Origin of the sequence: Tenacibaculum retecalamus (assembly GCF_027941755.1) — a bacterium.
Classification (GTDB): domain Bacteria; phylum Bacteroidota; class Bacteroidia; order Flavobacteriales; family Flavobacteriaceae; genus Polaribacter; species Polaribacter haliotis_B.
This window is the reverse complement of sequence record NZ_CP115916.1, coordinates 995670-1010513: the sequence shown is the minus strand read 5'-3', so window position 1 is coordinate 1010513 and position 14844 is coordinate 995670. Positions and strand designations below refer to the sequence as shown.

At 29.6% G+C, this 14844-nt stretch carries 14 protein-coding genes; 8 read left to right on the top strand and 6 right to left on the bottom strand.

Features of this window, described 5'->3' with window-relative positions; all coding sequences use genetic code 11:
• Positions 1-113: 113 nt before the first annotated feature.
• The 3 genes from PG912_RS04930 to PG912_RS04920 form a co-directional block, all read right to left on the bottom strand.
• Complete coding sequence (locus PG912_RS04930) at positions 114-2999, bottom strand: sensor histidine kinase (RefSeq protein ID WP_275688707.1); 2886 nt, start codon at positions 2997-2999, stop codon at positions 114-116.
• A gap of 107 nt (positions 3000-3106) precedes the next feature.
• The gene (gene dnaK, locus PG912_RS04925; RefSeq protein ID WP_260585123.1) at positions 3107-4996 is read right to left on the bottom strand and encodes a molecular chaperone DnaK; all 1890 of its coding nucleotides are present in this window, start codon (positions 4994-4996) and stop codon (positions 3107-3109) included.
• 113 nt (positions 4997-5109) lie between these two features.
• Entirely contained in the window at positions 5110-5733 is a 624-nt protein-coding gene (locus PG912_RS04920; RefSeq protein ID WP_275688706.1) for an NUDIX hydrolase, read from the bottom strand.
• Between the two features lie 7 nt (positions 5734-5740).
• Between PG912_RS04920 and pyrE the strand changes: the two genes are divergently transcribed.
• Both pyrE and PG912_RS04910 read left to right on the top strand, forming a co-directional pair.
• Positions 5741-6391, top strand: coding sequence for an orotate phosphoribosyltransferase (gene pyrE / locus PG912_RS04915; protein WP_275688705.1), 651 nt, complete (start codon positions 5741-5743; stop codon positions 6389-6391).
• A gap of 6 nt (positions 6392-6397) precedes the next feature.
• Entirely contained in the window at positions 6398-6787 is a 390-nt protein-coding gene (locus PG912_RS04910; RefSeq protein WP_275688704.1) for an SRPBCC family protein, read from the top strand.
• A gap of 1 nt (position 6788) precedes the next feature.
• Here PG912_RS04910 and PG912_RS04905 read toward each other — a convergent pair whose 3' ends face one another.
• The gene (locus PG912_RS04905) at positions 6789-7520 is read right to left on the bottom strand and encodes a biotin--[acetyl-CoA-carboxylase] ligase (RefSeq protein WP_275688703.1); all 732 of its coding nucleotides are present in this window, start codon (positions 7518-7520) and stop codon (positions 6789-6791) included.
• An 85-nt stretch (positions 7521-7605) separates the two neighbouring features.
• On the opposite strand from PG912_RS04905, the gene rsfS reads away from it, so the two are divergent.
• Genes rsfS through PG912_RS04875 form a run of 6 tightly spaced genes read left to right on the top strand, consistent with a single transcriptional unit; the run spans position 7606 to position 12243 of the window.
• Positions 7606-7974 (top strand): ribosome silencing factor, encoded by a 369-nt coding sequence (rsfS, locus tag PG912_RS04900; RefSeq protein WP_260585117.1) that lies wholly within the window; start codon positions 7606-7608, stop codon positions 7972-7974.
• Positions 7975-7999: 25 nt separating this feature from the next.
• Complete coding sequence (ftsH, locus tag PG912_RS04895) at positions 8000-9928, top strand: ATP-dependent zinc metalloprotease FtsH (RefSeq protein ID WP_260585116.1); 1929 nt, start codon at positions 8000-8002, stop codon at positions 9926-9928.
• Positions 9929-9939: 11 nt separating this feature from the next.
• Positions 9940-10530, top strand: a complete 591-nt coding sequence (locus PG912_RS04890; protein ID WP_275688702.1) for an LUD domain-containing protein — start codon at positions 9940-9942, stop codon at positions 10528-10530.
• Positions 10531-10533: 3 nt separating this feature from the next.
• Complete coding sequence (locus PG912_RS04885) at positions 10534-11328, top strand: phosphatidate cytidylyltransferase (RefSeq protein ID WP_275688701.1); 795 nt, start codon at positions 10534-10536, stop codon at positions 11326-11328.
• A 22-nt stretch (positions 11329-11350) separates the two neighbouring features.
• Entirely contained in the window at positions 11351-11608 is a 258-nt protein-coding gene (locus PG912_RS04880; protein ID WP_275688700.1) for an acyl-CoA-binding protein, read from the top strand.
• A 5-nt stretch (positions 11609-11613) separates the two neighbouring features.
• Positions 11614-12243: a YceI family protein gene (locus PG912_RS04875; protein ID WP_275688699.1), complete on the top strand. Its 630-nt coding sequence runs from the start codon at positions 11614-11616 to the stop codon at positions 12241-12243.
• A gap of 41 nt (positions 12244-12284) precedes the next feature.
• On the opposite strand, the gene PG912_RS04870 is transcribed toward PG912_RS04875, so the two are convergent.
• Both PG912_RS04870 and PG912_RS04865 read right to left on the bottom strand, forming a co-directional pair.
• Positions 12285-13085, bottom strand: coding sequence for a class I SAM-dependent methyltransferase (locus PG912_RS04870; RefSeq protein WP_275688698.1), 801 nt, complete (start codon positions 13083-13085; stop codon positions 12285-12287).
• Positions 13086-13194: 109 nt separating this feature from the next.
• Positions 13195-14742: a peptide MFS transporter gene (locus PG912_RS04865; RefSeq protein WP_275688697.1), complete on the bottom strand. Its 1548-nt coding sequence runs from the start codon at positions 14740-14742 to the stop codon at positions 13195-13197.
• Positions 14743-14844 lie beyond the last annotated feature (102 nt).

The following is a 14844-nucleotide window of genomic DNA, read 5'->3' as shown; positions in this document are numbered from 1 at the left end:
GGGAAAAAGTTCCTTTTTCATAAGGAACACTAGATTTTAAATATTTAACTTTTTTTTACAAAACTCATATTTAACTTTCAGATAACACTAAATACTTTCCGAAAGATAATTATTTAAAAATGAAAAGGAATTTTGACTATAACTTTTGTTCCTATGTCGAGTTCTTTATATTCAAAACCAATATCTGTTTTATAAAAATCTTTCAATATTTTTAACTTATCTTTTATTGATTTTGTTGAAAAAGAAGCACTTTTATTATTTGTTTTTTTATTTATTTCGGCTGCTGCTTTCAACCCAATTCCGTTATCTGTAATTTCGCACTTAAAGAGTTTCTCTTGAGAAAATTCAATTTTTATTTTACCTAACCCATTTGTTTTATGAAGCAAACCATGTTTTATTGCATTTTCTATAAATGGTTGAATTACCATCGTTGGTATTTTAATATCGTCTATAAACTCCGCTCCTTTTATCTCGTATGAAAACCCTTCTCTAAATCTAAGTTTCTCAAGCTCTAGATACTTTTCTATCAATGATAATTCTTCATCAAAATACACAAAGCTTTTAGTGCTTAACAGCAAACTTTCTCTTAACAAAGACGAAAATTTCGTTAAATAATTATATGCTTCTAGTTTACTTCCTTTTAACACTAAATTTTGAACAGAATTTAAGGCATTAAATGTAAAGTGTGGATTCATTTGAGATTGCAATGTTTCTAATTTTGATCCTACCAACGCCTTTTGCATTCGTTCTTTTTCAATAGCTACCTCTTGTTTTTTTTCTAACCTCTCTAATTTCATGTTAAAAAGCAACCAAATCAAAATGAATAAAAATGTTCCTATTATTAACAGAAACCACCATTCTTTATAAAAGGGCAATTTTATTACTAACTTTATAACTTTCTCTTTTGTTTCTTTTTTACCATTTACTTCTGTTGCTTTTAATTTTAGAACATACTCTCCTGCCGCAAGGTTATTAAATGTAATTTGATTTATCCCTTTATCAATTCTATTCCATTTACTATTAGCTGAAGCAGTTATTAATTTATATTGATAAACAATATTATCTTCTGCTAAAAAACCATTGGTAAGAAAGGTGAATTTTATTTTTTTAATATCAGATGTTAATTCGTATTCCTCTTTTTCTTCTACTTTTTTATCATCTATTAAAATTGACGTAAAATTAAAATTTAAAACTCTTCTATCTTTAAAAACTTTTTCTTTATTTATCTTAAACAACCCTTTATTTGAACTAAAGAACAAAGCATCTTTAAAAGGAATTATTTCTGATATATTAAAAGAGTTTATACCATCTTTTTTAGTTAAATTTTTAAATGTACCTGTTTTAGTGTTTAATACTTGTAATCCTTTATCTGTAGTTATCCAAAGAAGCTCACCATCTCCTTTTATTTTACCTGTTTTGCTAGATAACAAACCGTTTTCTTTCGTATAATTTATTGTTGCCTCTCCATTTTCAAGACCGATGATTCCATCTTTAAAGGTTGAAATCCAAATAATACCATTTGCAGTTTCATCAATATCAATTGCAAAAATTGGCTTATTGTTAAATAAAACTCTTGATGCTTTTTTTTCTATATTATATTTTTCAACCCCATCAACATAACCTACATACATTTCTTTTTTACTACTATAATAAGTTGTGTATGCTCTTGCTCCTTTTAGATTAAAAACATTTTTATTTTTAACGTTTATAATCGATGCAGAGCTATGGGTTGCATACAATATATTGTTTTTATCTATTAATGATAAATCTTTCGCATTCGAGCAAAAACTATCTTCATAAATATTTTTATTTTTTTTATCATATACAAAAGAACCTCCACCTAAACTCAAATATACTTTTTCATCACTATCACAAATAGAATACACCTTTTCTTTATGTATCTGTTTTGTAAATTCTATTTTTTTAGTTTTTCTATTTAAAATAGCAATATCACCTTTAGTTGTACCAATGATTAATGAATCGTTACCAATACGACTCATTGCACTTATATTTTGTTTTTCTTCAGCTATTGTATATTTCTCGATGAACAAATTGGGTACTATATATATTCCGTTTCTTAAAGTAGTAAACCAATAATTATTATTTCTATCTTTTAAAACTGCACTAATTTCTTTTCCCTTAAAATATGTTTTTTTATGTGTTAATTCTCCATTATTAAAATCATAAATAAACAAACCATTTCTGGTACACGCCCACAACTGATCCGATTCTTCATAAAATTTTATAACTTCATTTTTTTTAAGGGTTTTAGTTAAATCAACTTCTTCAAGTTTCCCTTCCTGTTCATAGAATAACTTAGGGTGTACTTTTAAATTATTTGAGTTATACGCATATATTAAATATTTATTTTTAAAAGATGTTATTTGCCATTTGTTAAACTCATATTTTTTAAATTGATTTAATTCATACTTTACTATTGTATTTCTACCTTTAATTGTTTCTTTTATTTCATGGTCATGTAAATTTACTAATGCATCATTTTCTACATAAAATGGGTAAAACCCTGCTTTTATATCAAAAATTTTATTTTGATGTAAACTATTTAAGCCAATCCTATAAAGTCCTGTTCTAGTACTCGCCACCAAATCATTTTGATAGAATGAAAAAAGTGCTAATTGTCCTTTTACTTCTTCTTTTAAATCTTTAAAAAGAAGTAATTTATCATTTTCTATATAAAAAAATTGTCCCGAAATATTATTACACCAAACCCTTCCTTTTGAATCTAGTTTTAAACCAAAAACAGATAATCCTCTTTTTTCTATATGACTATAGTTTTTAAACTCTTTACCATCATAACGAAAAAGTCCCTTATCGGCCGCCAACCATATAAAACCTTTATTATCTTCTACAATACTGTAAAACTCTATATCAGGTAACCCATCTTTCTCTGTTAAGTGCGTAAAAACAGGTTGTTGAGAAACTACTTTAGTCGTAAAAAATAAAAAAATAAAAAACAGGTATGTGTAAATTTTCTTCACAGTATTTTTTTTAATCTATATTTTCAAATGTAGTTATTATAAAATAATGAAAATAAAAAACCCATTACAATTTCTTGTAATGGGTTTTTAGTACATGTAATGTATTATTATTTTACTTCTTCGAAGTCTACATCTTCAACATTATCTTCCTGAGCATTGTTTGCTTCTGGTTGAGCTTGTTGAGCTCCTGCAGCACCTTGATCTGCATACATTTCTTCAGAAGCAGCTTTCCATGCTTCATTAATTGTAGTCATTGCAGTATCAATCTGTGCTAAATCTGCAGACTCATGAGCAGCTTTTAATTCAACTAAGGCAGCTTCAATTGGCGCTTTCTTATCGTCAGATAATTTTTCACCAAATTCTTTTAATTGCTTTTCTGTTTGAAAAATCATTGAATCTGCTTCATTTATTTTTTCAGCAGTTTCTTTTGCTTTTGCATCAGCATCAGCATTTGCTTCTGCATCAGCTTTCATTTTTTCAATTTCTTCTTCTGATAATCCTGAAGAAGCCTCAATCTTAATATCTTGAGTTTTCCCTGTAGCTTTATCAGATGCAGATACTTTAATGATTCCGTTTGCATCAATATCAAAAGTTACTTCAATTTGAGGAACTCCTCTTTGTGCTGGTGGAATATCCGTTAATTGGAAACGACCAATTGTGTTATTATCTGCTGCCATTGCTCTTTCACCTTGTAAAACGTGAATATCTACAGATGGTTGATTGTCTACAGCTGTAGAGAATACTTGAGATTTTTTTGTTGGAATAGTAGTATTCGCATCGATTAACTTTGTGAATACGTTACCCATTGTTTCGATTCCTAAAGATAAAGGCGTAACATCTAATAATAATACGTCTTTTACATCTCCAGATAAAACTCCACCTTGAATTGCAGCTCCTAAAGAAACTACTTCATCAGGATTTACTCCTTTACTTGGTGATTTTTTAAAGAAATTTTCAACAGCTTCCTGAATTGCAGGAATACGAGTTGATCCACCTACTAATACGATTTCATCGATTTCATCGATAGATAAATCAGCATTTTTTAAAGCAGTTGCACAAGGCTCAATAGTTCTTTTGATTAAATCATCAATTAAAGCCTCAAATTTAGCTCTTGTTAATGTTCTAACTAAGTGCTTTGGTCCTGAAGCAGTAGCTGTAATATATGGTAAGTTAATTTCTGATGAAGTTGTGCTAGATAATTCAATCTTCGCTTTTTCAGCAGCTTCTTTTAAACGCTGTAAAGACATTGGATCTTTACGTAAATCCATTGCTTCGTCAGCAATAAATTCTTCTGCTAACCAGTTAATGATTCTTTCATCAACATCATCTCCTCCTAAGTGTGTATCACCATCAGTAGCTAATACTTCAAATACACCGTCTCCTAATTCTAAGATAGAAACATCATGTGTTCCACCACCAAAATCAAAAACAACTATTTTTTTATCATCGTGAGATTTATCTAAACCATAAGCTAAAGCAGCTGCAGTTGGTTCGTTAATAATTCTACGAACTTTTAAACCTGCAATTTCACCAGCTTCTTTTGTAGCCTGACGTTGTGCATCGTTAAAATATGCTGGTACAGTAATTACAGCTTCAGAAACATCTTGACCTAAATAGTCTTCAGCTGTTTTCTTCATTTTCTGTAATACCATTGCAGAAATTTCTTGTGGCGTATATAAACGACCATCAATATCTACACGAGGTGTATCATTATCTCCTTTTACAACACTATAAGGTACTCTTCCTGCTTCTTTTGAAGAATCAGAAAACTTATTACCCATAAAACGTTTAATAGAATAAACTGTTTTTGTTGGGTTAGTAACTGCTTGACGCTTTGCTGGATCACCAACTTTACGCTCTCCTCCTTCTACGAATGCTACGATAGATGGTGTTGTTCTTTTTCCTTCTGCGTTAGGAATAACAACTGGTTCATTCCCTTCCATTACAGAAACACATGAATTTGTGGTTCCTAAATCAATTCCTATAATTTTACTCATAACTAACTATTTATCTTAAATTTTTAATTCAATTTTACAAGTAGTGTTAGTCAAAGTGTGTGCCAACTGGTTTTTATATTTGTTTTGGCAGAAAAAAAAGTGCCGTTATGAAACTACAATGACAGAGTGTCATTTTTTAATTGATTTTTATAATGTTTATAGACTAAAATGATATTAGAAAACGTTTTTCTTAAAGCTATTTCTGTTGCTTCGGTATCTTTAAACATTACTTTAGTAATTCCTTCTTCAAGTTGAGGCGTTAATTTACCTTTATAAGAAGAGTACATTAAATACCAATGCGTTTCTTTTAATCTGTATTTTCCATTTTGAATAAAAAAATGATAGGTTTCTATTAGCTTTTTATCAATTTTAAGATTTGTTATACCGCATTCTTCTTCAACTTCTCTAATAGCTGTTTCTTCTATCTTTTCTCCTTTTTCTGCCCGTCCTTTTGGTAAATCCCATTTACTAGCTCTATAAATAAATAGCATCTCTTTTTTATCATTTAAAACCAGTCCGCCAGCTGCAATTTTCACATTAAAACTCTCCTTAAACACCTCCCATGTTTCAAGTAAATTAGGCGTATATAAGTAAACTCCATTTAACTTACCCAGTTTCAACTTATAAATAAGTTCTTCCATAATTACATTTTTGTAAGTAAAAACAATATAATCTTCTTCATTTTTTACTGAAGTTGTAAAGATTATTGGTTTATCATTAACAAAAACTTTATACATTTGCGTTATGGATTTTAACAAAGATACAGGAAAAAAAACAGCTGAACTTTTGCTGCAAATAAAAGCTATTAAATTAAACCCTAACGAACCTTTTAATTGGGCTTCTGGCTGGAAATCACCAATATACTGTGACAATAGAGTTACATTATCTTATCCGCCAGTTAGAAATTTCTTAAAAGAGAAAATTGCAAAACTAGTTGAAGAAAAACATGGTAAACCAGATGTAATTGCTGGTGTTGCTACCGGAGCAATCGCTATTGGTATGCTTGTAGCTCAAGAATTAGGAGTCCCTTTTATATATGTTCGTCCAGAACCTAAAAAACACGGACGAAAAAATCAGATAGAAGGACATTTAGAAAGCGGACAAAACGTAGTTGTTATTGAAGACTTAATTAGTACTGGTAAAAGTAGTTTAAATGCAGTAAAAGCTTTAAAAGAAGCAAATGCAACCGTAAAAGGTATGATTGCTATTTTTTCTTACGGATTTGATATTGCTACCGAAAACTTTAAAAATGATAATGTAGAACTTACAACATTAAGTAACTACGAATGTTTACTTGAACAAGCTTTAGATAGTAAATACATTACCAATGAAGAATTAAGAATGTTAGAAGATTGGAGAGTAGCACCTAGCAGATGGAAACAAAACGAAAAATAAGAAATAATGAATATTGAAGGAAACAAAGTAATTGTAAAAAAATCGACTAAAGAAGTATTTGATTTTTTAATCAAATTAGAGAACTTCGAACAATTAATGCCAGAAAATACTCAAAAATTTGAAGTAGATGGTGATAGTTTTATTTTTGGTTTAAAAGGAATGCCAGAAATAAGATTGGTAATGAAAGAAAAAACTGAGTATTCTAATATAACTTTAGGTGCTGCTAGTAGTAAATTACCTTTTACTTTATCATCAGATATTAGTGAAGTTTCTGAAAACGAAAGTGAAGTTATTTTAAAGTTTGATGGTGAATTTAATGCGATGATGGCAATGATGGTTAAAAAACCATTAACTAAATTTATTGAAACTTTAACTGAGAATATTGCTAAAATATAAATTAGGCAAACGAAACTTCTTTAATACCAAATTCTTTTACTGTTTCGTTTTCTAGTTCGATTTGGAGATTTCCTGATTTGGATACTCCTATGATTTTACCCATAAATAAAATGTTCTGGTTTGTTTTAAACATACTCGGAACATTTTTTTTATACAAAACACTTAAATATTGCTTTTCTAAAACGGCGTATTCTTTTTTTCGTAACAATTTAATGTTCTCTTTCAAGCTGACTAAAACTTTATCTAATAAAAAATCTAAATCGATTTCTTCACCTAAAATCATTTTTATTGAAGACGCATTTGGTAAATCAACCGAAAAACTATCCTGATTCACATTAAGTCCGATTCCGATAACAGTAGAAGTAATTTTAGTTAAACTTAAAGTATTTTCAATTAAAACACCTGCTATTTTTTTATTTTCTGACATAATGTCGTTAGGCCATTTAATAGCTAACCGAGGTAGTTTCAAATATTTAACAGCATCATAAACGCTTAAAGAAATACAAAAATTTAAATATTTATAATCAACTACATTAAAATTTTCAAACCTACAAAAAACACTAAAAGTCAAGCTCTTACCTCCCTGCACATTCCAATTCGAATTCATTTGTCCTCTACCCAATGTTTGCTCTTTTGTAACCACTACAGTAAAGTCATCCACATTTACTTTTACTGCCATATCCTTTAAAAAAGAATTGGTAGAATCAATGGCATCAAGTTTGATTATTTTCATATAAGTTTTGCGAGTAAAACAAGTATCAATATTAAGCAATATACTCGCAAAAAAAGAATAACTTTGCTAAAAATTAATTTTTTTGATGACTAAAAAACAAGCAAGCACAGACGATTTAATCGCTGTGATTATAAAAGGGATTGAAGAGGTAAAAGGAGAAAACATCCAACTACTAGATTTAAGAGAAATAGAAAACACTGTTTGCGATTATTTTATAATTTGCTCAGGAAACTCAAACACACAAGTAAACGCTATTTCTGGCTCGGTACAGAAAATGGTAAGTAAAGAACTTAAAGATAAACCTTGGCATATTGAAGGGCAAGGAAATTCTGAATGGGTTTTAATGGATTATGTACACGTTGTTGTTCATGTTTTTCAAAAACAAATACGTGATTATTATGATATTGAAAGTCTTTGGGGTGATGCAAAAATCACGGAAATTAACCCAGCGTAATTACTATTAATTTAGACACATATTTATGAGTGATAAGAAAAAAAATGCACCAAAATTTACTTTTAATTCATTTTGGATATACATTCCGATATTAGTTGTTCTTTTAGGATTAAGTTTTTTAAACTCGAATGACTTGGGTTCGAAAAAATTATCTGAAAATGAGTTTAATGAAATTCTTAAAAAAGGAGATGTATCTAAAATACTTATTTACAATAAATCTTTTGCTGAAATCTTTATTAATGACGAATCTTTAAAAAAAGAAGCGCATCAAAAGTTAAGTAATTCACCTTTTTACAGAAAAGGAGATCCATTGTATACCTATAACTTTGGTGATTTACAAAACTTTGAAAAAGAGTTACAAAAAGCCAAAGAAACGTACAATCTTAATTTTGATAAAGGAAATGACAGTAAAACCAGCATGATGGATACTATCATTGGTTTTTTACCTTTTATCTTATTAATCGGTATCTGGCTTTTCTTTATGAAAAGAATGTCTGGTGGTGGATCTGGAGCCGGAGGCGGTGGTCAAATATTTAACATCGGTAAATCGAAAGCAAAATTATTTGATGAGAATACCAAAGTTAAAACAACTTTTAAAAATGTTGCTGGTTTAGAAGGTGCAAAAGAAGAAATTCAAGAAATTGTAGACTTCTTAAAAACACCTGAAAAATACACCAAATTAGGTGGTAAAATACCTAAAGGAGCCTTATTAGTAGGACCTCCAGGAACAGGTAAAACATTATTAGCTAAGGCTGTTGCAGGTGAAGCAGGTGTTCCTTTTTTCTCTTTATCAGGATCTGATTTCGTAGAAATGTTTGTTGGTGTTGGTGCTTCTCGTGTAAGAGATTTATTTAAACAAGCACAGCAAAAATCTCCTTCTATTATTTTTATTGATGAAATTGATGCTATTGGTCGTGCAAGAGGTAAAAATAGCATGACAGGTGGTAATGATGAACGTGAGAATACATTGAATCAACTTTTAACAGAAATGGATGGTTTTGGTACTGATACAAATGTTATTGTATTAGCCGCTACAAACCGTGCAGATGTATTAGATAAGGCTTTAATGCGTGCGGGTCGTTTTGACCGTCAGATATATGTTGATCTTCCTGATTTACATGAGCGTAGAGAAATTTTCGAGGTACACATAAAACCTTTAAAATTAGCCGAAAATGCTAATTTAGAATTGCTAGCACAACAAACTCCAGGGTTTTCTGGTGCTGATATTGCAAACTTATGTAACGAAGCTGCTTTAATCGCTGCTAGAAATAACAAAGAAGCAATTGAACATCAAGATTTCTTAGATGCTGTTGACAGAATTGTTGGTGGTTTAGAAAAGAAAAATAAAGTAATCACGCCTAAAGAAAAGAAAGTTATTGCTTTTCATGAAGCTGGTCATGCTACCGTAAGCTGGATGTTAGAACATGCTGCTCCGTTAGTAAAAGTTACCATTGTACCGCGTGGTCAATCATTAGGTGCAGCTTGGTATCTTCCTGAAGAAAGAAAAATTATTCAAACAGAACAAATGCTTGATGAAATGTGTGCTACCATGGGTGGTAGAGCTGCAGAAAAGTTGATGTTTAATAAAATTTCTACAGGTGCTTTAAGTGATTTAGAAAAAGTTACAAAACAAGCTCGTGCTATGGTTACTGTTTATGGATTAAATGAAAAAGTAGGTAACGTTACTTATTACGATTCATCAGGAAACGATTCTTTTGTAAAACCATATAGTGATGATACTGCTAAAATTATTGATGAAGAAATTTCTAAAATGATTGAAGTTCAGTACCAAAGAGCTATTGATCTTTTAAGCGAACATAAAGACAAACTTAGTCAACTTGCTGAGTTATTACTTGAAAAAGAAGTTATGTTTAAAGATGACTTAGTAAAGGTATTTGGTGAAAGACCATTTGAGAAAAAAGAAACTAAAACTAATCCAATAACTGAAGAATAGTTTTTATTTGAATGAATTTTATAAAAAAATTATATAAATCATATAAAAAATCATCTGAAGAAAAGTTAATTAACGAACAGGAAGTTAACTTATCTTTAGATGATTCTTTTGTTCATAATTTTATCAATAAAGGTGGTAAATTTTTATACTGCACCACTATAGATGAAGTTTCCAACAATTTGAAACATATTTTACAAGAAAATAATTGGAAAAAAATAACGTGTTCTGATTTTGATTTATTAAAAATAACAAAAAAAGTAGACCTTAATATTCAGCAGCATTCTTCTGAAACTATTCCTTTTTTTACATCTTGTGAGCATTTAATTGCGAATAATGGAAATATTTTATTTTCATCTAATCAACTAGGAGGCAACAAACTGCCTTCTCATTCAGAGCATTTTATCGTGTATGCGACTACCAGTCAGTTAGTCAAAAATATGGGAGAAGGTTTAACAGGTATAAAAACGCATTTTAGTGGCAACATTCCTACCAATATTAGCGCAATCACAAATTACAAATTAGAAGTAGAAGATGATAGTTTTTTAAGTTATGGTAATAGTAATACAAAAAACTTATATTTGCTGCTCTTTGAAGATTTATAAACCATGCGCAACCTTATAACAAGAAGTATTTCTGGACTTGTTTATGCTATCCTTTTTATTTCAGCCATTCTTTTTTCAGCAGAATCATATATCGGATTAATTGCAGTTTTTGCAGGTATATGTGTTTTTGAATTTTCAAGAATACTGGAATTAAAAAATATTACACCTTATTTAATTTTAGCAGGAATTGTATACCTGTCTGTTATCGAGTTACCTTTATCATTTGCTAATAATTTAATAGGTTTTTCATTAGCAGGCTTACTTATACTACTCTACTTATTAATTAGTACTAAACCTATAAAAACAGATAATTTAGGGCAAAAATTATTCTTACAAGTAATTTATTTGATATTACCTTTTTACTTTTTAATAAAACTACCTTTTATTGAAAACAGCTATCATCCTAACATTATTGTTTTTATCATTTTAATGATTTGGATTAATGACAGCTTTGCCTTTTTTGTAGGGAAAAATTTTGGAAAGCATAAATTATTTGAATCTGTGTCTCCTAAAAAAACGATTGAAGGTTTTATTGGCGGATTACTATTTGCTGTTTTAGCTGGATTTTTAATTGGTAATTACTCTGATTATTTTTCAATCTTAAACTGGATGATCATTGCTATTATTGTTGCTGTATTTGGTTCTTTAGGTGATTTAGTTGAATCGAAATTTAAAAGACAGGCAAATGTAAAAGACAGTGGTACTATTATGCCAGGTCATGGAGGTTTACTAGACAGACTTGATAGTTTGTTTTTCCTTGCTCCTTTCGTATATTTGTATGTACACTATTTAATATAATTACCCTACTTGATTATTATTTATGATAAGTGATTTAGATATACAGTTTAATAAAGCTTATAAAAAAGCTTCTAGTTATAAAGAAAAGTTACCTCCTGATGTTATGCTTAAATTCTATGCTTATTATAAACAAGCAGTAAAAGGAGATAAGTTTACTTTTAATAGTAATCATGATTTGAGAAATGCTTTTAAATTTAATGCTTGGATTCAATTACAAGGTATGAGTGAAAATGAAGCCAAACAAGAATACATCAATTTAGTTAACTCAATTATAAAATAATTACCATGAAAAAAATCATTTATTCATTATTTGTATTCACAGCCATAGGAAGTTTTGTTTCTTGCAAGTCAGAAGCAAAAAAAGAAACAACAGAAAATAAAAAAGTTGAAGCAATACAGAAAGCTGCTTTTATCTTACAAGATGCAGACAATGCTATAAATTGGACAGCTTATAAAACAACTGAAAAGCTGCCTGTAAAAGGACAATTTCAAAAAGTAAACGTTACATCTAATGGACAAGGAAATACGGTTAAAGAAGCTATTAATAATGCTGAATTTTCAATTCCAGTGAGCAGTGTTTTTACAAAAGATACAAGTAGAGATTTTAAGATTAAAAAATTCTTTTTTGGTCTTATGGATAACACAAAATTACTTTCTGGTAAATTAGTTTTAGAAAATGATTCTATTGGGTATTCTGATATAACTATGAATGGAGTTACGAAGAAACTACCATTTAAGTACACTATAAACGGAAAGGTTTTCAACTTAACTGGTAACTTAAAAATTACTGATTTTAGCGCAGAAAAAGCATTAATATCTTTAAATGACGCTTGTAAAGATTTACATAAAGGTGCTGACGGTGTTTCTAAAACGTGGGATGATGTTGCAATAAACATTACTTCTACTTTTAAGTAATACTCAATTTACTTGCATAAAAACAAAGCCTTAGATTTTATCTAAGGCTTTGTTGCTTTAAGTGTAAAAATTAAAGGATATAGTTTATCTTTTGTTACAAACATACCGTTTTCTGTTTCTTCTAAATTTGGTAATACATTGTAAGGACATTCATCGTATTCTTTTAAAAAATCTATCTGTAAACCTTCAGAAGTTAACGCAGTAATTACATCACCTAACCCGTGATTCCAACCATATTCTTTGGTTATCATTTCATCATTAGTATCTGCATATGTACCAGAATATTCTTCATAAACCACTTCTTTCTGATTGTATTTGTATCTCATTTTCACATCATCATTCTGATAATCGAACATCCATACAATCGGATGAAATTCAGCTATAAAAAACGTTCCACCACTTTTTAATTTAGAAGCCACCACTTTTGCCCAAGGCTTTAAATCCGGTAGCCAACCAATAACTCCGTAGCTTGTAAATACAATATCAAAAGTTTCTAAAACATATTCATTTGTATCATATACATTACAGCATACAAAATTAGCATCTAAGTTTAATTCTGTATTTAATTCTTCTGCTAATTTTATTCCTTCATCTGACAAATCAATTCCTGTGCATTTTGCCCCCATTCTTGCCAAACTCAATGTGTCTTGTCCGAAGTGACATTGTAAATGCAATAATGATTTTCCTGAAATATCTCCTAAAGTATCTAATTCATATTTCATTAATGAATTCTTACCTTTTTTGAATGCTTTTAAATCATACATATCGCTTTTAGCATGCACAGCAACTTTCTTATTCCAAGTTTCCTTATTTGTCACAAAATATTGCTCCTTATTTTCCATAGAACTAAGATATTAAAAATATTGAAATTATTCTGTCTCATACTTTTCATCTTTATTTTGACTTTATTTTGACTTTATTGTTAATCAATAAGAAATAAAATTAATACATTTAGTGAATACTATTCATCATTATTTTTATAGATGAAGAAAAAACAATTACTAAAACACCTACAATCGAAGCCATAACTCCAAAACTTGCATATACAGAAACATACGTGTACAACTGCTGAAATACAATTCCTTTTTCTAAAACTACACTACTTGATAATCCTGTTATAAACTGAGTGATTTCTCCAAAAAGCCCCTCTGAAAACACTCCCAAATCACCTTCTGAAACTGTAGTTAATTTGGCTATTTTTCCTGCGAAGAAGTGACCATAAAAATTTGCAGAAAACCATACTCCCATAATAAAAGAAACATATTTAATTGGCGATAATTCTGTCATTTTTGACAAACCGATAGGTGATAAAAATAGTTCTCCTATTGTTAATACTAAATAACCAATCACTAAGTAAAACATCGGAGTTTTTGCAAATGCATCTACTTGATTTGCTGACATTCCGAAAATAACAAAACCAAGTCCAAGAAATAATAATCCAAGTCCGAATTTAATTACCGAATTAGGATTTTTATTTATTTTACTCAAAAATGTCCATAATATAGAAAACGGAACTGCTAATAAAATAATAAATCCAGAGTTGATACTATTGGTACCTGCTGCACTCATTCCTATTAAATTCACATTTCTATCTGCGAAGAGCGTTAATGAACTACCTGCTTGCTCAAAGATTGCAGAAAAGAGTGTGTACAAAACAGTAAAATATACAGCAACTAATAAACGCTGCTTTTCGGTTTTACTTACTTTTTTTAAAATATGGGTGATGTAGGCGATTAAAAATAATGAAACTATCCAAACTAAGTAATGTTCAAACTGATGGAATCGCACAATTAATGCAAAAATTGGCACCGACAAAAATGTGGCAATAATAATAGCATTCCCTTTTTTTATTCCGAAGATCGATTCATTATACAACTCCTTATTTGTAACCAAACCTTTATCTTCAAAAGTATTATTTTTAAGACCTCTTTGAAATACAAGCAATCCTAATAACATACCAATTCCTGCTAATACAAAACCATAATGCCAACCATAAGTTTCGGCAAACCAAGCACAAGCTAACGGCGCTACTGCCCCACCAATATTTATTCCCATATAAAAAATAGTAAACCCTGCATCTCTACGTACATCTCCTTTTTCATATAGATCACCTACAAACGATGAAATATTTGGCTTAAAGAATCCGTTTCCTACAATAATTAAAGCTAATGATCCATAGAAAAAAATTGGATGCTCAACGGTTAGTAAGAAATGACCCAACGCCATTAATACACCACCTAATAAAATAGCTTTTCTAAAACCTAATATTTTATCAGCAAGAATACCTCCAATCATTGGTGTTACATATACGAGTGACATGTATGCCGCATATACTCCGAATGACATTTCATCAGAATACAATAAATGCTTTGTCATGTACAAAACAAGTAGTGCTCGCATACCGTAAAACGAAAATCGTTCCCATAGTTCAGCAAAAAATAAATATAACAATCCCTTAGGATGTCCTATAAAATCGGATGTAGATGTGTGTGTTTTCATAAAAATAAATATGTTTTTACAAATGTATTTTTACACCAACCGTTTAAAAAGCTTTGTAGTTAATTGTACTAAAAAATAAGTGTTTGTGAGTTTTTGTTATTG

Excerpts from the sequence above, each read along its gene's own strand:
- PG912_RS04870 (WP_275688698.1), bottom strand. The coding sequence starts at position 13,085 with ATGGAAAATAAGGAGCAATATTTTGTGACAAATAAGGAAACTTGGAAT.
- PG912_RS04875 (WP_275688699.1), top strand. The coding sequence starts at position 11,614 with ATGAAAAAAATCATTTATTCATTATTTGTATTCACAGCCATAGGAAGT.
- PG912_RS04885 (WP_275688701.1), top strand. The coding sequence starts at position 10,534 with ATGCGCAACCTTATAACAAGAAGTATTTCTGGACTTGTTTATGCTATC.
- ftsH (WP_260585116.1), top strand. The coding sequence starts at position 8,000 with ATGAGTGATAAGAAAAAAAATGCACCAAAATTTACTTTTAATTCATTT.
- PG912_RS04905 (WP_275688703.1), bottom strand. The coding sequence starts at position 7,520 with ATGAAAATAATCAAACTTGATGCCATTGATTCTACCAATTCTTTTTTA.
- PG912_RS04865 (WP_275688697.1), bottom strand. The coding sequence starts at position 14,742 with ATGAAAACACACACATCTACATCCGATTTTATAGGACATCCTAAGGGA.
- PG912_RS04890 (WP_275688702.1), top strand. The coding sequence starts at position 9,940 with ATGAATTTTATAAAAAAATTATATAAATCATATAAAAAATCATCTGAA.
- PG912_RS04910 (WP_275688704.1), top strand. The coding sequence starts at position 6,398 with ATGAATATTGAAGGAAACAAAGTAATTGTAAAAAAATCGACTAAAGAA.
- dnaK (WP_260585123.1), bottom strand. The coding sequence starts at position 4,996 with ATGAGTAAAATTATAGGAATTGATTTAGGAACCACAAATTCATGTGTT.
- PG912_RS04920 (WP_275688706.1), bottom strand. The coding sequence starts at position 5,733 with ATGTATAAAGTTTTTGTTAATGATAAACCAATAATCTTTACAACTTCA.
- PG912_RS04880 (WP_275688700.1), top strand. The coding sequence starts at position 11,351 with ATGATAAGTGATTTAGATATACAGTTTAATAAAGCTTATAAAAAAGCT.
- rsfS (WP_260585117.1), top strand. The coding sequence starts at position 7,606 with ATGACTAAAAAACAAGCAAGCACAGACGATTTAATCGCTGTGATTATA.
- pyrE (WP_275688705.1), top strand. The coding sequence starts at position 5,741 with ATGGATTTTAACAAAGATACAGGAAAAAAAACAGCTGAACTTTTGCTG.